Source organism: Methylobacterium oryzae, assembly GCF_036441375.1.
Taxonomy (GTDB): domain Bacteria; phylum Pseudomonadota; class Alphaproteobacteria; order Rhizobiales; family Beijerinckiaceae; genus Methylobacterium; species Methylobacterium oryzae_A.
On record NZ_MLCA01000007.1, the window covers coordinates 164,308 to 184,327 of the forward strand.

Below are 20,020 nucleotides of genomic sequence, written 5' to 3' on the forward strand. Positions count from 1 at the left end.
CGGCGCTAGGCCGAGGCCGCCCGCATCCAGCCGAGCCCCGCCTCGGTACCGGCGGCGGGATGGTACTCGCAGCCCACGAACCCGGAATAGCCGACCTCCTCCAGGGCGGCGAAGATCGGGTCGAAGGCGATCGTGCCGGTCCCGGGCTCGTGCCGCCCGGGATCGTCGGCGATCTGGACATGGGCGATCAGCGGCGCGTGCGCCCGGATCAGCGCCGCCGGGTCGTGGCCGAGGCAGACGCAGTGATACGCGTCGAACAGCAGCTTGACGTTGTCGCGGCCGATCGCCCGGATCGCCTCGACCGCCACCAGCGGGTCGTCGATCACGTAGTCGGCGATGGAGCCGGGGCCGATCGGCTCGACGATCACCGTCATGCCGCGCGCCTTGGCGGCGTCGGCCGCGAAGGCGAGGTTGTCGAGGTAGGTGTCCCAGAGCCGCGCCCGCTCGACCCCAGCGGGCCGGACGCCCGCCATCGGGTGGATCATCCGGCAGCCGAGCTGCGCGACGTAGTCCAGAGTCGGCTCGATGGTGGAGCGGTAGTAGTCGACCCGGTCGGGCAGCGCCGCGAAACCCTTCTCGCCCTTGGCGGCGTCGCCGGCCGGGAAGCCGGTCTGGACCAGCGGCACGCCCGCCCGCTCCAGCCAGCCCGCGACCTCCCGGGCCGGCGTCGCGAACAGGTTGGGGTGCTCCACCGCGCGGAACCCCGCCCGGGCCGCCGCCGCGAAGCGCTCGGCTAGCGGCAGCTCCGTGAACAGGAAGCCGCAATGGCCGCTGAGACGATCCTTCAAGGCACCGAGCTTCATGGGTCAGGCGCTCCTGCCGGTCTCGATCATCGCCCGCATCCGGTCCACAGCCGCGTGGGGCGCGGTCAGGACCGGGACGGACACCGCCCTTCGCACCGCCTCGGCGGCCCGGGAGGTGGAGAAATGCGCCAGCATGATCGCGTCGCAATCGGCGAGTTCCGGCGCACGCTCCGCGATCAGACGGTTGTGGGTTTCGGCGTCGCCCGCCCGCAGGCGCGTCATGGCGTCGTCGACGAGGACCGTCCGCAGGGTCGCCAGGCGCCCTGACTGGCCGACGAACTCCTCGAACTCGTCGGTCATCGTCCCGATGGACGGACCGAAGGTCGCCAGCATGCCGATGCGCTCGCCCTGCGCGATCGCCGCGCGGAACATCGCCTCGTTGGGCTTGAGAACCGGAACCGGCACGGTCTCGATCAGCCGGTCGATGGCCGGCCCGAAGGCCGAGCAGGTGATCAGGATGCCGTCCGCACCCATGTCGTGGCCGTAGCGGCCGAACCGCACGAAGCGCTCGATCATCCCCTCGGAGATCTCGCCCGGCTCCTTCGCCCGGTCGAGGGACAGGCCGTCGTCGAGGAGATTGACGGTCTCCGCCTCCGGCCAGCGCTCGGCGAAGGCGGTCTGAATCGGCGCCATGGCGACCGGTGTCGCGTGCAGGAGGACGATGCGGGGAGCCATGCTGTGTCCCGGAGAGGCCGCGGACCGGCCAGGAGCCGGTCCGCGCGTTGTAAGCGATTTCAGCCAGGTGGCAAGATAGCGCAGGTCACGCGGCGGCGCCCCTGGGCGGGGCCGTGCTGGCGCGCAGGATCAGCTCCGCGTCGATCTCGGTGAGGCGGACCATCGGCCGCCCCTGGATCCGGGCGATGAGGTGGTCTCCGGCGGCGTGGCCGATCTCGGCGGAGTGGATGCGGATCGTCGTCAGCGGCGGGTCCAGGAAGGGTGCGAAGTCGGAATCGTTGTGACCGATCACCGACAGGTCGCCGGGGATGGAGAGGCCACGGGCCCGGGCCTCGATCATCGCGCCGAAGGCGATCTGGTCGGTGCCGCAGATGATCGCGGTCGGCGGCGGCCCGCCCGCCAGCATCTGGCGGAACCCGTCGCGGCCGCCGCCGATCCCGTAGGAGATCTCGATGTCGTGCTCCGAGGCGAGCCGCAGGCCGCGGGCCGCGAGCGCCGCCGCGATGCCCGTGACCCGGGCGCCGCCGCGGTCGTTGTCCTTGCGCAGGCCCGAGATCACCCCGATCCGGCGATGACCGAGATCCATCAGATAGTTGGCCGCCCGGGCCGCCGAGGCGGCGTTGTCGAAGCCCACGCAGGGCCGCTCGCGGGACAGGCTGAAGGTCTGGACCATCGGGATCCCGGCGCGGGCGATCCGGGCATGGAGGTCCGGGTGGTGGATGTCGCCGACCAGCATCAGCCCGTCGACGCCGCGCTCCAGCAGGAAGGTCGCCTCACGGAGCTCGTCCTCCAGGTCGTAGCCGGCATTGGCCGCGACCAGGGTGTAGCCCGCCTGCCGCAGCCGATCCTGGAAGCTCGACAGGACGCGCACGAACGCCTCGTTCTCGATGTTGGGCACGACAGCGCCGACCGCCATGAACCGGCGCGTCGAGAGCGCCCGGGCCGCTCCGTTGGCGACGAAGCCGAGATCCTGCGCGGCCCGCATCACGGCTTCGCGCTTGTCGGCCCGGACACCGGCGGAGCCGTTGAGCACCCGGGACACCGTCGCGGTCGAGACGCCGGCGCGGCGGGCGACGTCGCGGGCCACCGGGCTGCGCGTCGGCGGCTCGAGGATCTCCTCCGGCAGGTCCAGCACTGAAATCGATTCTCCTGTCTCACGGGCCCAACGGGCATCACGCCGGCCCGGGCGCGCGCCGCGGCGATGCCCCCGCCCGCGGAACCGCGCCGAACCGGCAGTATATTGACACCCCGCCCGACCGCTGGCTATCTGAAAGCGCTTTCAAGAGGCCGCTCGATCGGGCGGCCCAGAGGAGGACCCGATGGCGACGCTCGACCGGCCGGCCTCCGGACTGGGAGCACCCGAGCGCACGGCGCCGACGGTCGGCGGCGCCGACGCCGCGGCGGCGGGCATCGCGGTCCCGCAGGCGATCGTCACCAGCCTGAAGCGCAGCGACGCGGTCACGCCGTACCGGTTCCGCGACCTGCTGGCGCTCGACGATTTCGAGCGGCACGCGCGCAGGCTCCTGCCGCCGATGATCTTCCAGTACGTCTCCGGCGGGGTCGAGACCGGCTCGGCCCTGGCGCAGAGCCGCGGCGCCTACGCCGACTACGCCCTCGTGCCCCGCCTGATGCGGGACACCTCGGCGCGGGACACGATCACCACGCTGTTCGGCCAGACCTACGCGGCGCCCTTCGGGATCGGGCCGCTGGGCGGGGCCGCGTTCATCGCCTACCGGGGCGACCTCGTCCTCGCCGAGGCGGCCCGGCGGATGAACCTGCCGATGTGCCTCAGCGCCTCCTCGCTGATCAAGCTGGAGGACGTCCACGCCCAGAACCCGCAGGCCTGGTTCCAGGGCTACCTGCCGGGCGACCAGAACCGGATCGACCGCCTCCTCGACCGGGTCGAGGCCACCGGCTACCGGACCTTCGTGGTCACGGCCGACACGCCGACCCTCGGCAACCGCGAGCACAACATCCGCAGCGGCTTCTCCATGCCGATCAAGGTCACGCCCAAGGTCGCGTGGCAGAGCGCCACCCACCCGCGCTGGCTGCTCGGCACCGTGGCCCGGACCTTCCTCAAGCACGGGGCCCCGCATTTCGAGAACACCGAGGCCGAGCGCGGGCCGCCGATGATGTCCCAGGGCGCGGTGCGCAACACCATCGCCCGCGATCAGCTCTCATGGAAGAACCTGGAGGCGATCCGCAAGCGCTGGTCCGGTAACCTGCTGGTGAAGGGCCTGCTGGCGCCGGAGGATGTCGACATCGCGCGGGAATGCGGCGTCGACGGCGTGATCCTGTCGACCCACGGCGGACGCCAGCTCGACTACGCCGTCGCTCCCCTCGACGTGCTGCCGGAGATCGCGGCCCGGAAGGGCGGGCTGAAGATCATCGTCGACAGCGGCATCCGCCGGGGCACCGACGTGATCAAGGCCCTGGCGCTGGGCGCCGACTTCGTCCTGCTCGGCCGGCCCTTCATGTTCGCCGCGGCGCTCGGCGGCGCCGCGGGGGTGGAGCACGCGATGCGGATCCTCAAGGAGGAGCTCAACCGCGACATGGCGCTGATCGGCGTGAACCGCCTGTCCGAACTCAATCCCGATTTCCTGCGCCGCGCCCCGCGGCGGGCCTGAGCCGGTGGCGGGAGGATTGACCGTGATCGTCTTCCCGGAGATCCGCAGCGCGGCGGGCCGCCGGAGCCGGGTGTGCTCCCGGGGCGCCGAGGCTACCGCTCTCGGGCGGGCGGCATCCCCGCGCGGTCGATCCCGAGGGCGGCCATCCCAGTCCCGTCCCCGATCCGGATGCTCCGCATGACCGACACCGCTCCCCGCGGCCTCGCCTTCGTGGGCTGCTTCACCACCGAGCGGCGCCGGGCGCGCGGCCGGGGCATCGACATCTACCGGACCGGCCACGGTCTCGGCGACTGGACGCATCTCGGCCGGGTCGAGAACCTGACGAACCCGTCCTTCCTGGTGACCGATCCGGGGCGCGCGATCCTCTACACGGTCCAGGGCGACGGCGAGGCGGCGAGCGCCTTCGCGGTCGAGCCCGACGGCACCCTCCGCGGCCTCGGCAGCGCAGCCACCGGCGGCACCAACAGCGTACACCAGGCCCTCGGGCCCGACGGCCGGTTCCTGATCGTCGCCAACTACGCCAGCGGCTCGGTCGCCCTCATGCCGGTGCGCGCCGATGGCGGCCTGGAGCCCGCTTGCCACGTCCTGCCGTTCCCGGGCGAGCCGGGCCCGCACCGGACCGAGCAGGCCTGCGCCCACCCGCACCACGTGGTCCTGTCGCCGGACGGTCGCCACGTCATCGTCCCCGACAAAGGTCTCGACCGCGTCTTCGTCCTCAGACGCGAGGGTGAGCAACTCGCCATCGTCTCGCAGACCGCGATGCGTCCCGGCGCCGGCCCGCGCCACATCGCGTTCCACCCGCACCTGCCCCTCGCCTTCCTGGTCAACGAGCTCGACTCGAGCGTCGCCACCTGCCGGTGGGACGCGGAGGCCGGGACGCTGACGCCCCTGCACCTCGCCTCGACCCTGCCGCCGGACTTCTTCGGGGCGAGCACCGCCGCGGCCATCGCGGTCACGCCCGACGGACAGTTCGTCTACGCGTCGAACCGCGGGCAAGACGGGATCGCGCGGTTCCGGGCGGACACGGCCGGGCGCCTCGAGCCGTCGGGCTGGACCCCCTCGGGCGGTCGCGACCCGCGCTTCATGGTGCTGGCGCCGGACGGAGACCACCTGCTCGTCGCCAACGAGCAGGGCGACAGCCTCGTCGCCCTCGCCATCGATCCCGAGACCGGAGACCTGACTCGGACGGGTTCGCGCCCGAGCCTCAGCCCCTGCACGATCGCGTTCCTGTAGGAGGCGCCTACACGCAGCGCGGCCGGCGCGAAGAGCAAGATGCGGAACCGGCAGCGGTCGAATCGTGACCCCTCGCATTGGGACCGCGACAAGCAATCAAGAAAATAAACACATCGATATTTTGGAGGAAACGCCATGTTCGCCAAGCGCTACAGGTTCCTTATCGCGTTCCTATTGTTCATTGCCGGTATCATCAACTACATGGACCGGGCGGCGCTCGGCGTCGCCGCGCCCTTCGTCAAGCAGGACCTGAACCTGTCGCCCTCGGAACTGGGCGTGATCTTCAGCACGTTCTTTTTCGGCTACGCGCTGTTCGCCTTCGTGGGCGGCCAGCTCGCCGACCGTTACGGGCCGCGCAGCGTCTACAGCTGGGCCGCCGCCTCGTGGTCGATCCTGTGCATGCTCACCGGCGCGGTGACCGGCTTCGCCCAGATGTTCGTGGTCCGCGCCCTGTTCGGCTTCGCCGAGGGCCCGATGAACTCGACCACGAACCGCACCATCACCACGTGGTTCCCACGCGAGGAGACCGCCCGGACCATCGGCTTCACCTTCTCGGGCCAGACCGTGGGCAGCGCCGTCGCGGCGCCGGTCGTCGGCCTGCTGGCGATCCAGTACGGCTGGCGGGTGGCGTTCGTGGCCATCGGCGCCCTCGGCCTGCTCTGGGTCGTGGCGTGGCGGCTGCTCATGACCGACCGGCCGCAGGACAATCCCCGGGTCGATCCGGAGGAGATCGCCCTCGTGGAGCGCAGCCGGGCGGTCACGCACCTCGCGCCCTCCGACCATGCCCGGTCGCTGAAGGAGTACCTGTTCCTGCCGAGCACCCTGTCGCTGGGGCTCGGCATGTTCGCGGTGAACTACACCCTCTACATCTTCCTCTCGTGGCTCCCGAGCTACCTCACCGACGCGCTGCACATGCCGGTGAAGGAGATGGCGCTGGTGGCGTCGATCCCCTGGGCCTGCGGCTTCGTCGGCTATGTCGGCGGGGGCGTGGTGGCCGACTTCGTCTACACGCGCATGGGCGACAAGCTGGCCGCGCGGAAGATCACCACGATCGTGCCGCTGGCCGTCGCGGGCGTCGCCCTGCTCGCCGTCAACGCCGCGACCAGCACCGCCATGGCGGTCTCGCTCATCGCGCTGGCCGTGCTGATGCTGACCAGCTCGGTGCAGTCCTGCTGGGCGACGATCCACGAGCTGGTACCCGAGGCGCGTGTCGGCGGCGTCAGCGGCTTCATCCACCTCCTGAGCAACATCTCGGGCATCATCGGGCCGACCGCCACGGGGCTGGCCGTGCAGTATCTCGGGGGCTACGCCAGCGCCTTCGTGATCGCCGCCCTGATCGCGGCGGCCGGCGTGGTCGCGATGGCGATCTTCGTGCGGCGGCCGCGCAACCCGGCGGAAGCCGGCCCCCTCACCGCGGCAAAGGCCGTCTGATCAAGGCCGCCGGAATCTGGAGCAGCGTCCCATGAGCGCCGAGACCGTCCCGCCCAAACCCGTCCTCCTGACCGGGGCCTCAGGCGCCCTCGGGCGCGTCCTGACCCGCGCGCTCGGCGCGCAGGGTTGGACGCTCCGGCTCACGGACCGCGTCCCCTTCCCCGACCCGCTGCCGGAAGGGGCGCGCTTTCAGATCGCCGACCTGGAGGACGGGCCGGCGATCCTGCGGCTCGCGGAGGGCTGCGGCACGATCCTCCATCTCGGGGGGATCTCGGTGGAGCACCCGTTCGAGACGGTGATCGGCCCGAACATCCGCGGTCTCTACCACGCCTACGAGGCGGCCCGGCGCGAGGGCGCCCGGATGATCTTCGCCTCGTCGAACCACGCGATCGGCTTCCACGCGCGCACGGAGGTGCTGGACGACGATTGCGGCCTCGCACCCGACGGGTACTACGGCCTGTCCAAGGCCTACGGCGAGTTGATGGGCGGGCTCTACCGCGACAAGCACGGGGTCGAGAGCGTCTTCCTGCGGATCGGCTCGTGCTTCCCGGAGCCCACGGACGCGCGGATGCTGGCGACGTGGCTGTCCTACGCCGACCTGACCCGGCTGGTCACCCGCGCCACGCTGGCGCCGGACCTCGGCCCGACGGGCTCGGTCGTGATCTGGGGCGCCTCGAACAACAGCCGCATGAGATGGTGGCGGAAAGACGGGCGCGCCGTCATCGGCTGGACGCCTCAGGACAGCGCCGATTCCTACGCCCCGTCGCTGGAGGGGAAGACCAGCGGCAACCCGGTGGTGGAGCGCTATCAGGGCGGCGGGTTCACGGTGATCGACTATTCCCGCGCCGAGCCGCCGCGGTGACGGTCCGGCTGTCGGGCGCACGGTCGCCCAACCGCTCCTCCTGAGGCGAGAGACTGGACATACCATGCCGAACGAGCGACCCGAGACACGCCTGAAATGCGCCCTGGTGGTGCGCGGCGCCTTCGACGCGCACGTGGTCCCGGCCTTCGAGGCCGCGGGCGGCCGGGCGGCGATCCACTGGGCGCCGACCACCGTGATCATGAAGACCCTCGCCGAGGGCGAGACCGCCGACGCGGTGCTCGTCCTGTCGGACGCCATGGACCGGCTCGTCGCCGAGGGACGCGTCGAGCCCGAGAGCCGGGTCGACATCGTGCGCTCGCGCTACGGCATCGCGGTCAAGGCGGGAGCTCCGCATCCGGACATCGCGAACGTGGAGGCGCTGAAGCGCACCCTCGTGGCGGCGCGGTCGGTGGCCTACTCGCGGACCGGCGCCAGCGGGATCTACTTCGCCGGGCTGCTGCCGCGGCTCGGCCTCGCCGAGGCGGTGAACGCCCGGGCGACGATCATCCCTCAGGGCTTCACGGCCGAGAAGCTGGTCTCCGGGGAGGCGGACATCGCCGTCCAGCAGATCAGCGAGCTGATGGTCGTGCCCGGCATCGAGGTGGTCGGCCCCCTCCCCGACCCGGTGCAGGAGATGACGACCTTCGCGGCGGCGATCCTGCGCGGCGCGACGGATCGGGACGGCGCGGCCCGGTTCCTCGCGGGGCTGACGACGCCGCAGGCGGCCGAGGCCTATCGGACCAGCGGGCTGGAGCCGGCCTACTGACGGCCCAGTCGTCTGGCCGTACCGTCGCGCTTGCAACGAGGCCGCCGATCTTTGACAATCTCTGCCAAAGTTCGTCATCCAGCGGGCGGAGGTGTCCCGTGGCCAGCATGAACGTCTCGCTGCCCGAAGCCATGAAGGCCTGGGTCGAGGCGCAGGCCGATACCGGCCGCTACGCCAATGCCAGCGACTACGTGCGCGACCTGATCCGGCGCGACCAGGAGCGCTTGGCCAAGCTCGGCGATCTGCAGCGGCTGATCGACGAGGGGCTGGCGAGCGGCGTCAGCGACCGGTCGGAGCAGGATATCCGCCAGCTCGGGCGGACCCGATTGGCGGCCCGTCCGGAACCATGACCTTCCGGACGACGCCTCGGGCCGATGAGGACATCGCCGAGGCCTATGTGACGGGGGCGCTGCGCTTCGGCGTGACCCAGGCCGAGCGTTACCAGGACGGCCTGTTCGACGCCTTCCGCATGCTGGCCGCAACGCCGCAGATGGCGCGCGAGCGGCGCGAATTCACGCCACCCGTGCGGCTACATCCCTCTCGAGCCCACGTGATCGTCTACGTCGTGGACGGATCCGCCATTCTCATCCTGCGCGTGCTGCACGGGCGACAGGACTGGGAGCGGGCGCTGACGTAGGAGTCGAGCTCGCCTCGATACTGGTGGCCGAAGGGCTCTGCGGCGGTCTTGTTGCCACCGCCTCCGCGAAACCGGGGTTCGCGACCGCAAAAAAGTCCTTATGCTCGTGCTGTCCGGACGCCCAATCCCGTCCGACCGGATCGCTCCATTCATGCTGAAGACAGCCTTCGTTGCCGCCCGCGACCGCCAGCGGCTGTCGGAGATCGCGACGATCCTCATCGGCTTCGGCGTCACCCGCGTCGTGGACCGGCTCGGCCTGCGCTACCTCCCGCTTCTGCCGCGCCGCCAGCCCCGGGTCGACGTCACGCGCCTGTCCGAGCCGGAGCGGCTGCGCCGGGCGATCGAGGCGCTCGGCCCGACCTTCATCAAGTTCGGGCAGGTGCTGGCGAGCCGGCCGGACCTCCTGTCGCCGGCCTGGACCGAGGAGTTGCAGAAGCTCCACAGCCAGGTCGTGCCGGTGACGTGGGAGCAGATCGGCCCGCAGCTCGAGCTCGATCTCGGCGCCTCGCCCATGGAGATCTTCGCCGAGTTCGACACCAACCCGATCGCCTCGGCGTCGATCGCCCAGGTCTACCGCGCCCGGCTGCACTCGGGCGAGGACGTCATCGTCAAGGTGCTGCGGCCGAACCTGCGCAAGATCATCGAGGCGGATCTGCGCCTGATGGCGCACGGCGCCCGCATCGTCGAGAACGAGTGGCCCGACATGGCCCGCTACCAGCCGCGGGAGCAGATGCGCCACCTCGCGGAGGGTCTCAACGGCGAGCTCGACCTGCTCAACGAGGCGCGCAACTGCGAGCTGCTGGCCCAGATCTTCGAGGACCGCGACGACATCGTCTTCCCGAAGATCCACTGGGAGTACTGCTCCGAGCGGGTGCTGGTGCAGGACTTCATCCACGGCATCCCGCCCAACGACGAGGCGGCCCTCCGCGCGGCGGGCATCGACAAGAAGCTGCTCGCCCAGAAGGGGACCGACGCGTTCCTGCAGATGGCGCTGATCGAGGGCGTGTTCCACGCCGACCCGCATCCCGGCAACATGCTGGCCCTGCCCGGCAACAAGATCGGCTTCATCGATTTCGGCATCATCGGCCGGCTGTCGCAGCGGCGGCGCTCGCAGCTGCTCGTGCTGATCGGCGCCATGCTCAAGCAGGATGCCGACGGCCTGATGGCCGTGCTCCTCGACTGGACCGGCACCAGCAACCCGGACCTCACCCGCCTCCAGGTCTCGGCCCAGTCCTTCGTGGAGAGCCACTCGTCGATCCCGCTGAATCTCGGGCTGGTGCTGACCGACTTCATGAACATGGCCCGCGAGAACGATCTTGCGATGCCGACCGACCTCGCCATCCTGTTCAAGGGTCTGGTCACCGCCGACGGCGTGATGCGCCACCTCGACCCGAATTTCGACCTGTTCGCCGCCGCCGGCCCCACGGTCCGGGCGAGCATGCAGACGCAGTTCTCGCTCTCCGCCCTCAAGCAGAAGGCCGAGGCCCTGGGTGTCGGCCTCTACGGCGCGGCCTCGGAGCTGCCCACCCTGATCCACCTGATGCTGGTGCGGCTGAAGCAGGGTCGCGTCACCGTCGAGATCGAGGTGAAGGGCCTCGACAAGGTCACCCGCGGCATCGAGCGTGCGGCCGCGCGGGTCGCCGTGGCCCTGGTGGTGGCGGCCTTCGCCACCCAGCTCGCGCCCCGCCTCATCGATCTCGGCACGCCCGTCTTCGTCTCGATCGGGTTGATAATTTTCATCCTCGGGATCGGCTGGCTCGTGCTGCTGATGCGAAACAAGTAGCCGTCTTCGCATCCGCACATGGCGCTAACATAAGTTCTCACCCAAGATCGAATACCGGACTGATTTGATTATCCCGCACGTCATGCTAGCGTGACACATCCAACGATTCGCTCGGCTGCGGGCGGGGAACCGGTACCAGAAGCGGTCTGAACCGCCGGTGCGGCCCTGCCTCCGACATCCGTCGCCGCACCGCGCGGTCGGGGGTCTCCGGCGGCGCGCCGCGCATGGCGCTTCGTCGCGACGTCGAGGGGGGCGGGCGATGGATGTGGACATCGTGCGGCCGCGGACTGACGGGGCGGAGCGCCGCGTCGAGACGCTGGAGACGGAGAACATCCGCCTGCGCAGTCTGCTGGCGCAAGTGACCGCGCAGGCCGACTGGGAGCGGCAGCGAAGCCGGCGGCTCGGCCGCATCATCGAAGCTGCGAGCCGCGCGGAGGCCGGGCGCATGGACGCCGAGCGGGTCGAGCCGCCCCGTGGACGGTCCGGGTCAGGTCCGGAGGCAAGGCCGAGGGCCCCCGGCCGGACTGGCCCGGCCAGCCCGCCGCAGGCCCCCAACGACTACCTGGAACTGCTGGACCGCGAAGGCTGCCTGATCACCGCCAGCGAGGATGGTCCGGCCCTGTCCGCCGCCGAGGACGAGGCGGAGGCGATCGGTCGGCCATGGATCGACGCCTGGACGCGTGCCGAGGACCGGGAGGCCGTGGCCGCGGCGCTCGATCGTGCGCGTCTCGGGCGGCCGAGCCGGTTCCAGGCCCAGTCGGAGGCCGGCGGCGCGGTCCGCTGGTGGGACGTGGCCATCACGCCAATCGGTGCGGCACCCGACCGGCCCGAGCGGATCCTGGCGGTGTCGCGCGACATCACCGAGCAGAAGCTGACCGAGGCGCGCCAGACGCTGTTGATGCAGGAACTCGCTCATCGGATGAAGAACACCATGGCCATGGTCCAGGCCGTCGCGGCGCAGACCATGCGCAACGCGCCGTCGCTGGAGGCGGCCGGGGCGGCCCTGGCCGCGCGGCTGCTGGCACTCGCCAAGGCCCACGATATCCTTCTGCAGGGCTCCTTCGCCCGGGCTTCCCTGAGCGGATTGGTCGAGGGGGCCGTGTCCCTCCACGGGGACGGCGTCGCCGGTCGCTTCCGCATCGACGGTCCCGACCTGACGCTGGGTCCGCGGCACGGCATGACCCTGGCGCTGATGCTGCACGAGCTCGGAACCAACGCGGCCAAGTACGGCGCGTTGTCGGTGGCCGCCGGCTGGGTTTGCATCACGTGGAACGTGGCCGAGGCGGAGGGCGGCCAGACACTCCGGTTCCGCTGGGAGGAGAGCGGCGGACCGCCCGTCTCGCCCCCGACCCGCACGGGTTTCGGCACCCGCCTGATCGCGCGCAGCCTCGCGCACAGCTTCGGCGGGACAGCCCACCTCAGCTATCCCCGCGAGGGCGCGGTGCTGACCTTCGAGGCGCCCCTCGACGTCGTGCTGGTGGCCTGATCCGGATGCCGATGCTCGGCGCTAGGCGCTCAGCCGGGTCTCCGCCCGCAGGTCCCGCAGGGCCGCGATCGTCCTGTCGCGCAGGGTCCTGAGGTCGACCAGCGATCCGGTCAGATCGTCGCCCGCCTTCGCCGATTCCTCGAGGCCGCGGCAGGCCCGGGACAGGTCGGCGCAGCCGAGCATGCCGGACATCGAGACCAGCGTATGCGCCTCGCGGCCGTAATCGTCGTTCGCCCGATCCGGCCCTTCGAAGGCCGTGGTGAGGCTGACGACGAACCGGTCGAGGATGCGGACGAGCTTCTCCGTGCCGATCACGGCCGTGAGTTCCTCAAGCGCGTCCCGGTTCACGAGGGAGTGCGACACCGTCGGTCTCCAAGTACGGATCCGCGACAGAGATCCGAGAGAGGCGCGCAACCGAGGCGCGGCCCACCGGCCAGGTTTGCATCGAAGTGTTTACACCGTCTTGCGTCAGCTTTTCAACAAAGCGCGACGGTCTCCCGATCCCCACAGGATTGACTCGGGCGCATGGATCGGCCGTCACGCCCAGGAAGACGGGCCAGGGCACATCGCATTCTGAAGGCTCGAAGCGTCGCACTGGACGTTGCGACCCAGTCCGGGCTTCCCCGCCTCGCATTTCCCTCGGCTCCGCATCAGGGAGGGAGCCGCGTGATCGTCTTATTCGCAACCCTCCGAGCAGGATCCTTCGGCAGCCGCGCGCGGATCGGCAAGCCGCTTCCCGCTCGCGCCCGGCCCTGCCGCCCGGCGCTTCTGAACCCAAGCCCGTCCGATCCTGCCGCCGCACGTCGGCGCAAGCTGATGCGCCGCTTCGGGGCCGCCCCGCGTGAGACCCGCCTCGTCTGCCTCGCCATCCCCGACGCGCTCGATGGCATGGCGCCGGCGCTGCTGAACGCGCGCCGGCCGCTTCCTGCCGCGCAGAGCCCGCCCCGCCGAGCCCCGTCGCGGCCGTCATGCGCCGCGGTCGACAGCCGTCCCGGCCCACGTTCCGGAACCCTGCTCCGCCGCCCGCGGCATTGCCGTTTTTTAATCCTTCGGTCATGCGACCAAATGGCGGCTGATTTATTATCTGAACACGGAATGAATGAGGCCAATGCAGATGAAGGCCTTATCTCCGGCATCAGAGGGAGATGTTAGAATGTCCTATCGCAAATCTATGGCTGCGGCCCTCGTGCTCACCACAATCCTCGGTGGAACTGCCTTCGCGGCCGAGCAGGCCGCCCAGCACAACGGCGCCCAGATCAGCGCGAGCCAGGCCGCGGTCGACAAGGATGTCGGCAAGCTCTCGAAGGACGGCGCGCAGGGCTTCCGGGATCTTCAGCTCACCCGCCTCGCGATCTTCGAGGCCAATCCCGGCCAGGCCAAGGACATGATCGCCAAGGCACAGGCGGCCTTCGCGAAGGCCAAGACCGACGACGCGGTGTTCACCAAGGCCGAGGCCGACCTCAAGTCGCCCGCCGACATGGCCACCCACAAGGCGACCGCGCCGAGCGACAAGGCCGACGCCAAGGCCGACGCCAAGGTCGACGCCAAGCCGGCCTCCAAGGAGCAGGTGGCCTGGGTTCCGGTCGACGCGCAGCTGACCCTCGGCGACGACTTCGTGGCCACGCCCGCCAAGGCCTCCGCGGTGACCGAGGCGAACAAGAACCTCGCTCAGGGCGACCAGAAGGGCGCCTTGGAGAAGCTCAAGCTCGCCCATGTCGACGTCAACTTCACCATGGCGGTCCTGCCCCTGAACAAGACCATCACCGATGTCGACCAAGCGGCGACGCTGATCAACCAGGGCAAGTATTACGAGGCCAACGCCGCCTTGAAGTCGGCCCAGGACAACATGCGCTTCGACGTCATCGACGCGGTCGCGGTGCCCCAGAAGGCGACCGCCTCCACGGCCGACAAGGGCGCACCGCAGGCCACCGGCACGACCGCGGGTGCCAAGACCAGCAAGTGACCGACCGCTGAGACCGGCCGCGCCTGACGGATCTCAGGCACGGTCCGGTCGCCCGGTCCGCACGTACACGGGAGGGTCACGTGGGGCATTTCTGGATCTCGACCGCCTTGGGACTTGAACTGCTCCTCGGCGGCAGCCTGGCGGCCTCCGCCCGGACGGCGGCAATCCCGAACCTCGATATCCGGGCGATATGCGCACCGGAGCACCGGGCGGGTTCCAACGCCGTCGATCGGGCGAGCTTCCGCGGTTGCCTGTCCGACGAAGCCGCCGCGCGGCGCAGTTTGATCAAGCGCTGGGCGACGTTCGACGCGGCGGAGCGCCGGACCTGCGCGGTGGAGAGCCAGATCGGTGGCGCCCCCTCCTACGTGGCGATGCTCACCTGCGTACAGCTCGGAAGCGGCGCGCTGCCGGTCAACCCGTCAGGCCCACCGTGAGACGACAGCATCCGCGCCTCGCGTTCACCTGCAGGCGCCGCGCGGATGCTGCAACGGATCGCACGTCCGTGATCCGCGCATGAGGAACCGGCGACATCTCCAAGACGTCTGGCAATGTCCATCGAGTGGAGAAGGCATCATGTTCAAGAATACGGCGCGCGCTGCTCTTTGCTTGGCCTGTCTCGGGTCGGTCACGCCCGCCCTGGCGGCACCGAAGGAGATGCCGCAGGGCAAGCGCGATGAGATGTCGATGAAGGACACCAAGCACGAGGTGGCGATGCAGCGGAAGGAGAACAAGGAAGCCAACAAGAACGTCGACAGCCTCATCACGAACCGCAAGTGAGCGCCTGCCTCAAGGCTGACGACTGACTTCCTGCCCGATCGGAACACCGGACGCGGCTCCCCTCTCCTGGCGGCCCCGGGCTACCCCTGGGACCGCGTGCGCGCGCAGCGCTTCGTCACCGTTCGTCACCTCGGCCCTCCGCGCGGTCTTCGAGTGGTCACGGGGCCGGGCTTTGGCTTAGGGACAGGGTCCGGGCGCGCACGACGCCGCAGGAGCCAGGGCCATGCCGGGTCGGACATCGCCGTGACGGCCTACAGCCTGCGCACCCGGCTGCTCGCGCTGTGGGTCCTGCTGCTCGCCTCCGCGGTCGCGACCGCCTACCTGATGCTGGGCGTCTACGACCAGTCGACGGGCGTCCAGGTGGCGCAGGCCGATCTCGCGGTCGGGCGGGCCTGTCGCGAGATCATCGACCGGTACTCTGCCCTGGTCCGCGCCCGCGGCCCGGGGATCGCGGAGGCGGACCTCGCCGGCACCGTGTCGACCGCGCTGGCGCGCTTCCCTGGTATCGAGGGTGGGATCTGGAGCGCGGCGCGCGAATCCCTGGCCTATGCCTACCCCACCTACGAAGGATCGGGACCGAAGACCGACTTTCCGGCGGCCGAGCGCGACGCCGTCGCGGCACTGAACGCTCAGGCGCTCCGGGTCGATCACGCGGTCTCGGAGCACCGGCCGCGCCGGACTCAGGTGCTGATGCTCCAGGCCTGCCCGCTGCACGGTCCGGAAGCCGGCCTGACCGCGTGGTCGATGACGCGCGCGCACGTCAACGACGGCCCGACCTACACGCGCTTCCTGGCGGGCCTCGGCTTCCTCGCCGCCACGGTACTGGGATCGGCCGCGTTCCTGAGCTGGTTCCTGTACGGGTTCTCGGGGCGGATCGCCCGGCTCGAGGCCGCGCTCGCGGCGCCGCGCCCGGACGGCCAGGACCTGCCCCATCTCGACCGCACCGGCGAGCGCGAACTCGACCGGCTGGTGGACGCCCTCAACGCCGCCGGCGGGCGGCTGAGGGAAGCCCAGGCCCGCATCGTGGCGACCGAGCGCCTGGCCGCGGTCGGCCGGCTGGCGGCGAGCATCGCCCACGAGATCCGCAATCCCATCGCGGCGATGCGGCTGAAGGCCGAGAATGCCCTGGTCAGCGGCGAACCGCACCGCGCCGCCGCCGCCCTCGAGGCCGTGCTCGGCCAGATCGCCCGGGTCGACACGCTGCTGCGCGACCTCCTCAACCTGACCCAGGCGCGGCCGCTCAACCGGATGCCCACGCCGGTGGCGCCGCTCCTGGCCGAGTGCGCGCGCCTGCACGAGGATCTGGCGAGCGCGCGGTCGGTCCGAATCGCGATCGCGGCCGACGGGCTTCCCGCCGCGGATCATCCGCATCTCGACCGGGCGCAGATCGCCCGGGCCCTCGACAACCTGCTGCTGAACGCCCTGCAGCACGCGCCGCCGGGCGGCCGGATCTGCCTCGGCGCCGAGCGGGTGACTGTCGACGGCGCGCTGCGACTTCGCCTCAGCGTCGCCGATACCGGCGCCGGGATCGACCCGGCGATCCGCGCCGCCCTGTTCGAGCCCTTCGTCACCGGCCGGCCCGACGGCACCGGCCTCGGGCTCGCGATCGTGCGCGAGATCGCCCTGGCGCATCGGGGCGAGGCCAGACTGGTCGAGGACGCGCCGGAGACCACCTTCGTCCTGGATCTGCCATGGCAACCATCCTGATCGTCGACGACGACAGAGCCCTGCGCGAAGGGCTCGCCGAGACGGTGACCGATCTCGGGCACACCGCGCTCCCGGTCGCCTCCGGCTCGGAGGCGCTGGCGCGGCTGGGCGAGGGCCCGGTGGCGGCGGTGCTCCTCGACCTGCGCATGCCCGGCGCCCTCGACGGCATGGCCACGCTGGAGCGGATCCGGGCCCTGCCGGAGCCGCCGCCCGTCACGGTCCTGACGGCCTTCGCGAGCCCGGCCAACACCATCGAGGCGATGCGCCTCGGGGCGCACGACCACCTGACCAAGCCGATCGGCCGGGCCGACCTCGCCGCCGTGCTCGAGGCGATGCTGCGCGAGGCCCGCGCCGATCCGGGCAGCGCAGCGCCGCCGCCCGGCCACCCGGTCCTGATCGGGTCGAGCGCGGGCATGCGCAAGGTCCAGAAGACCATCGGCCTCGTCGCCGACAGCGCGTCCACGATCCTGATCCAGGGCGAGACCGGCACCGGCAAGGAGGAGGTCGCCCGGGCCCTGCACGCCTTCTCGCGGCGCCGCGCGCGGCCATTCATTCCGGTGAACTGCGCGGCGATCCCCGCCGAGGCGCTGGAGAGCCTGCTCTTCGGCCATGTCCGGGGCGCCTTCGCCGGAGCGGCCTCGGACCGGGCCGGCGCCTTCCACGAGGCCGAGGGCGGCACCCTGTTCCTGGACGAGATCGGCGACATGCCCGCGGCGATGCAGGCCAAGATCCTGCGGGTGATCCAGGATTGCATCGTGACCCCGCTGGGGGGCCGGCCCGCGCGGGTCGATGTCCGCCTCGTGGCGGCGACGCATCGCGACCTGCCGGCGCTCGTCGCCGAGGGCCGGTTCCGCGCCGACTTGTACTATCGACTGAACGTCGTGCCGATCGCCCTGCCGCCCCTGCGCGAGCGCTTGGCCGACATCGTGCCGCTCGCCGAGCACTTCCTCATTCCCTCCGGCAAGCGCCTGAGCGGCGGGGCCGCCGCGCGCCTGCTCGCCCACGGGTGGCCCGGCAACGTTCGCGAGCTGCGCAACGTCGTGGAGCGAGCCGCCGTGCTGGTGCGCGGCGGCGTGATCGGGGCCGAGGCCGTCGATCTGCCGGCCGAGCGGCCCGAGCGGCGCGGCGATGACGCGGTGGACGACTGGCTCGCCGGCGACCTTCCCGAGGCCGTGGCCCGCCTGGAGCGGACCATGATCGCGGCCGCGCTGCGCGAGGCCGACGGCAACCGCGCCCGGGCCGCGCGCCGGCTCGGCATCCAGCGGCAGCTCCTCTACGCCAAGATCGAGCGCTACGGCCTCGGCCCGCCGAACCCAGATCTGTCGGAAGAGACGACAGAAACTGTCGGAAATCCCGACGCTTCGGCGGGCATCGACCCGGCCTGAAGAAGGCACCGGCCGGAGAATCGTTCACATCCCGCGTGAGGCCCCGGCCGAGCGGGAACCGATGGCGCGCGCGGGCGTCGAGCCCCGCGTGCGACGACGCGGCCCGGATCGGGGCCGCGCCGTCCGTCGGTCGGGGGATCGCGGCAGGATGAACAGGATCGAGACGGGCGCCGGCGGCCGGGCGCCCTCGGCCAAGGCCCTGCGCGGCCTCGACGCGCTCAACTTCTTCCTCGCCGACGTGCGCGACGGCCTCGGCCCCTACCTCGCCATCTACCTGATCGCCGTGCGCGGTCCGGACCAGGGCTGGAACGAGGCCACGACCGGCCTCGTGATGACCATCGCGGGCATCCTCGGCCTCGTGGCGCAGACGCCCGCCGGCGCGCTGATCGACGCCACCAACCACAAGCGCGCGGTGGTGATCGGCGGCGCCATCGCGGTGACGGCGAGCTGCCTCGTCCTGCCGTTCATCTCGAATTTCTACCTCGTCACCGCCACCCAATCGATTGCCCACGTCGCCGGGACGATCTTCCCGCCGGCGCTCGCCGCGATCACGCTGGGCCTCGTCGGGCCGAGGATGTTCGCCAAGCGGATCGGCCGCAACGAGGGCTTCAACCACGCCGGCAACGCGGTCTCCGCCGCCCTGGCGGGCGGGCTCGCCTACTTCTTCGGGCCGGTGGTGGTGTTCTGGCTCATGGGCGTCCTGGCGGCTTTGTCGATCGGCGCCATGCTGCTGGTGCCGGCCGACGCCATCGACAACGACCTCGCCCGGGGCATGACCGAGGGCGAGGAGCAGGCTCAGGAGAGGCCGTCCGGCCTCGCGACCCTGCTGCAGAACCGGCCGCTCCTCGTCTTCGCGGTGCTCTGCGCGATCTTCCACCTCGCCAACGCGGCGATGCTGACCTCGGTGGGCCAGCTCCTGACGCATATCTCGGGCAAGGACCACGCGACCTCGCTGATCGCGGTCTGCATCGTGGCGGCGCAGTGCGTGATGGTGCCGGTGGCGATCTTCGTCGGCGCGAAGGCCGACGTGATCGGCCGCAAGCCGATCTTCCTCACGGCCTTCGGCATCCTGGCGCTGCGCGGCGTCCTCTACACCCTGTCGGACAACCCGTTCTGGTTGGTGGGCGTCCAGCTCCTCGACGGGATCGGCGCCGGCGTCTACGGCGCGCTGTTCCCGATCGTGGTCGCCGACCTCACCCGCGGCGGCGGGCGGTTCAACGCGGCCCAGGGCGCCGTGGCGACGGCCCAGGGGATCGGCGCCTCCCTGAGCGCGACGCTGGCCGGCGTGATCATCGTGTCGGCGGGTTACTCCACCGCCTTCCTGGCGCTGGCGGCCATCGCGGCGCTCGGCTTCGTCCTCTACTTCGCGCTGATGCCCGAGACCCGCGACGCGGTGCGCGCGGGCAGCGAGCCCGAGAGCGGCGCCGGCATGCCGCCGGCCGTGCCGGCGAGCGCCTGAGCGCCGCGATCGGATCCGGAGGCCGGGCTCAGGACGCGGCGGCCAGCTCCGGCGCGGCCTGACTCGCCACAGATTCGCCCGGCCCGAGTTGGCCCGGCAGGGTCGCCTCCGGCGGGGCCTTCCGCGAGACGTAGTAGATGTCGACGGCGCGCCAGAACGCGCCCTGCTCCTCCGTCGAGCGGCGCGCGAGGGAGTTCTCGAGGATCGACATCGCGGCCCGCGCGGGCTCGCTCCGCTCGAGTTCCTCGAGCAGGCCGGCGAGATGCAGCATGGGATCTATCTCCGAGCGGACAGCAACCCCCATCAACGCCCGAGCTTGCGTAACGATCCGTCGCGCCCTGCGCGTCGGCGCCCTGCATGATCCTTGCCTCGGGCCGAGGTGCGGCTACCATCCCCGCGTCGAGTCCCACTCGCTCTCCCGTCAAC

Annotated in this window: 20 protein-coding genes; 15 read left to right on the forward strand and 5 right to left on the reverse strand. The window is 71.1% G+C overall.

Translation table 11 applies throughout. The features are described from left to right. Positions 1-5 precede the first annotated feature (5 nt). The 3 genes from MOTC310_RS15010 to MOTC310_RS15020 form a co-directional block, all read right to left on the reverse strand. Complete coding sequence (locus tag MOTC310_RS15010) at positions 6-803, reverse strand: hydroxypyruvate isomerase family protein (RefSeq protein WP_331302347.1); 798 nt, start codon at positions 801-803, stop codon at positions 6-8. A 3-nt stretch (positions 804-806) separates the two neighbouring features. Continuing rightward, complete coding sequence (locus MOTC310_RS15015) at positions 807-1,478, reverse strand: aspartate/glutamate racemase family protein (RefSeq protein WP_331302348.1); 672 nt, start codon at positions 1,476-1,478, stop codon at positions 807-809. An 85-nt stretch (positions 1,479-1,563) separates the two neighbouring features. After that, positions 1,564-2,613 (reverse strand): LacI family DNA-binding transcriptional regulator, encoded by a 1,050-nt coding sequence (locus MOTC310_RS15020; RefSeq protein WP_331291129.1) that lies wholly within the window; start codon positions 2,611-2,613, stop codon positions 1,564-1,566. 184 nt (positions 2,614-2,797) lie between these two features. On the opposite strand from MOTC310_RS15020, the gene MOTC310_RS15025 reads away from it, so the two are divergent. The 9 genes from MOTC310_RS15025 (at position 2,798) to MOTC310_RS15065 (ending at position 12,303) form a co-directional block, all read left to right on the forward strand. Then, positions 2,798-4,105, forward strand: a complete 1,308-nt coding sequence (locus MOTC310_RS15025; RefSeq protein WP_331302349.1) for an alpha-hydroxy acid oxidase — start codon at positions 2,798-2,800, stop codon at positions 4,103-4,105. Positions 4,106-4,282: 177 nt separating this feature from the next. Continuing rightward, complete coding sequence (locus tag MOTC310_RS15030; protein WP_331302350.1) at positions 4,283-5,338, forward strand: lactonase family protein; 1,056 nt, start codon at positions 4,283-4,285, stop codon at positions 5,336-5,338. Between the two features lie 135 nt (positions 5,339-5,473). Further along, positions 5,474-6,769 (forward strand): MFS transporter, encoded by a 1,296-nt coding sequence (locus tag MOTC310_RS15035; RefSeq protein WP_331302351.1) that lies wholly within the window; start codon positions 5,474-5,476, stop codon positions 6,767-6,769. Between the two features lie 31 nt (positions 6,770-6,800). After that, positions 6,801-7,631, forward strand: coding sequence for an NAD-dependent epimerase/dehydratase family protein (locus tag MOTC310_RS15040; protein WP_331302352.1), 831 nt, complete (start codon positions 6,801-6,803; stop codon positions 7,629-7,631). Positions 7,632-7,695: 64 nt separating this feature from the next. Continuing rightward, positions 7,696-8,397 carry a substrate-binding domain-containing protein gene (locus tag MOTC310_RS15045; RefSeq protein WP_331302353.1) on the forward strand — a complete coding sequence of 234 codons (702 nt, stop codon included), beginning with the start codon at positions 7,696-7,698 and terminating at the stop codon, positions 8,395-8,397. 98 nt (positions 8,398-8,495) lie between these two features. Next, positions 8,496-8,747, forward strand: coding sequence for a type II toxin-antitoxin system ParD family antitoxin (locus MOTC310_RS15050; RefSeq protein ID WP_210186920.1), 252 nt, complete (start codon positions 8,496-8,498; stop codon positions 8,745-8,747). Further along, positions 8,744-9,034: a type II toxin-antitoxin system RelE/ParE family toxin gene (locus MOTC310_RS15055; RefSeq protein ID WP_331302354.1), complete on the forward strand. Its 291-nt coding sequence runs from the start codon at positions 8,744-8,746 to the stop codon at positions 9,032-9,034. The genes MOTC310_RS15050 and MOTC310_RS15055 overlap by 4 nt, the downstream gene beginning before the upstream one ends. 151 nt (positions 9,035-9,185) lie before the next feature. After that, on the forward strand, positions 9,186-10,817 hold the full coding sequence (locus MOTC310_RS15060) for an ABC1 kinase family protein (protein ID WP_331291121.1): 1,632 nt from the start codon (positions 9,186-9,188) through the stop codon (positions 10,815-10,817). 259 nt (positions 10,818-11,076) lie between these two features. Next, the gene (locus MOTC310_RS15065; RefSeq protein WP_331302355.1) at positions 11,077-12,303 is read left to right on the forward strand and encodes a sensor histidine kinase; all 1,227 of its coding nucleotides are present in this window, start codon (positions 11,077-11,079) and stop codon (positions 12,301-12,303) included. A gap of 21 nt (positions 12,304-12,324) precedes the next feature. Here MOTC310_RS15065 and MOTC310_RS15070 read toward each other — a convergent pair whose 3' ends face one another. Beyond that, positions 12,325-12,666: an Hpt domain-containing protein gene (locus tag MOTC310_RS15070; protein ID WP_331302356.1), complete on the reverse strand. Its 342-nt coding sequence runs from the start codon at positions 12,664-12,666 to the stop codon at positions 12,325-12,327. A gap of 790 nt (positions 12,667-13,456) precedes the next feature. Here MOTC310_RS15070 and MOTC310_RS15075 point away from each other — a divergent pair. The 6 genes from MOTC310_RS15075 to MOTC310_RS15100 all read left to right on the forward strand — a co-directional run bounded on the left by MOTC310_RS15075 (position 13,457) and on the right by MOTC310_RS15100 (position 19,594). Continuing rightward, entirely contained in the window at positions 13,457-14,266 is an 810-nt protein-coding gene (locus MOTC310_RS15075) for a YfdX family protein (protein ID WP_331302357.1), read from the forward strand. An 80-nt stretch (positions 14,267-14,346) separates the two neighbouring features. Beyond that, positions 14,347-14,700: a hypothetical protein gene (locus tag MOTC310_RS15080; protein ID WP_331302358.1), complete on the forward strand. Its 354-nt coding sequence runs from the start codon at positions 14,347-14,349 to the stop codon at positions 14,698-14,700. 139 nt (positions 14,701-14,839) lie between these two features. After that, on the forward strand, positions 14,840-15,043 hold the full coding sequence (locus tag MOTC310_RS15085) for a hypothetical protein (RefSeq protein WP_331291115.1): 204 nt from the start codon (positions 14,840-14,842) through the stop codon (positions 15,041-15,043). A gap of 243 nt (positions 15,044-15,286) precedes the next feature. Next, the gene (locus tag MOTC310_RS15090) at positions 15,287-16,750 is read left to right on the forward strand and encodes a sensor histidine kinase (RefSeq protein ID WP_331302359.1); all 1,464 of its coding nucleotides are present in this window, start codon (positions 15,287-15,289) and stop codon (positions 16,748-16,750) included. Further along, positions 16,735-18,135, forward strand: coding sequence for a sigma-54-dependent transcriptional regulator (locus tag MOTC310_RS15095; RefSeq protein ID WP_331302360.1), 1,401 nt, complete (start codon positions 16,735-16,737; stop codon positions 18,133-18,135). The genes MOTC310_RS15090 and MOTC310_RS15095 overlap by 16 nt, the downstream gene beginning before the upstream one ends. A gap of 148 nt (positions 18,136-18,283) precedes the next feature. Next, entirely contained in the window at positions 18,284-19,594 is a 1,311-nt protein-coding gene (locus tag MOTC310_RS15100; RefSeq protein ID WP_331302361.1) for an MFS transporter, read from the forward strand. Positions 19,595-19,622: 28 nt separating this feature from the next. On the opposite strand, the gene MOTC310_RS15105 is transcribed toward MOTC310_RS15100, so the two are convergent. Continuing rightward, positions 19,623-19,865 (reverse strand): hypothetical protein, encoded by a 243-nt coding sequence (locus MOTC310_RS15105; protein WP_331302362.1) that lies wholly within the window; start codon positions 19,863-19,865, stop codon positions 19,623-19,625. Positions 19,866-20,020: the final 155 nt, after the last annotated feature.

Bases quoted from the DNA above. Each gene is read 5' to 3' on its own strand.
- MOTC310_RS15010 (WP_331302347.1), bottom strand. From the start codon at position 803: ATGAAGCTCGGTGCCTTGAAGGATCGTCTCAGCGGCCATTGCGGCTTC.
- MOTC310_RS15015 (WP_331302348.1), bottom strand. From the start codon at position 1,478: ATGGCTCCCCGCATCGTCCTCCTGCACGCGACACCGGTCGCCATGGCG.
- MOTC310_RS15025 (WP_331302349.1), top strand. From the start codon at position 2,798: ATGGCGACGCTCGACCGGCCGGCCTCCGGACTGGGAGCACCCGAGCGC.
- MOTC310_RS15030 (WP_331302350.1), top strand. From the start codon at position 4,283: ATGACCGACACCGCTCCCCGCGGCCTCGCCTTCGTGGGCTGCTTCACC.
- MOTC310_RS15035 (WP_331302351.1), top strand. From the start codon at position 5,474: ATGTTCGCCAAGCGCTACAGGTTCCTTATCGCGTTCCTATTGTTCATT.
- MOTC310_RS15040 (WP_331302352.1), top strand. From the start codon at position 6,801: ATGAGCGCCGAGACCGTCCCGCCCAAACCCGTCCTCCTGACCGGGGCC.
- MOTC310_RS15045 (WP_331302353.1), top strand. From the start codon at position 7,696: ATGCCGAACGAGCGACCCGAGACACGCCTGAAATGCGCCCTGGTGGTG.
- MOTC310_RS15055 (WP_331302354.1), top strand. From the start codon at position 8,744: ATGACCTTCCGGACGACGCCTCGGGCCGATGAGGACATCGCCGAGGCC.
- MOTC310_RS15060 (WP_331291121.1), top strand. From the start codon at position 9,186: ATGCTGAAGACAGCCTTCGTTGCCGCCCGCGACCGCCAGCGGCTGTCG.
- MOTC310_RS15065 (WP_331302355.1), top strand. From the start codon at position 11,077: ATGGATGTGGACATCGTGCGGCCGCGGACTGACGGGGCGGAGCGCCGC.
- MOTC310_RS15075 (WP_331302357.1), top strand. From the start codon at position 13,457: ATGTCCTATCGCAAATCTATGGCTGCGGCCCTCGTGCTCACCACAATC.
- MOTC310_RS15085 (WP_331291115.1), top strand. From the start codon at position 14,840: ATGTTCAAGAATACGGCGCGCGCTGCTCTTTGCTTGGCCTGTCTCGGG.
- MOTC310_RS15095 (WP_331302360.1), top strand. From the start codon at position 16,735: ATGGCAACCATCCTGATCGTCGACGACGACAGAGCCCTGCGCGAAGGG.
- MOTC310_RS15100 (WP_331302361.1), top strand. From the start codon at position 18,284: ATGAACAGGATCGAGACGGGCGCCGGCGGCCGGGCGCCCTCGGCCAAG.
- MOTC310_RS15105 (WP_331302362.1), bottom strand. From the start codon at position 19,865: ATGCTGCATCTCGCCGGCCTGCTCGAGGAACTCGAGCGGAGCGAGCCC.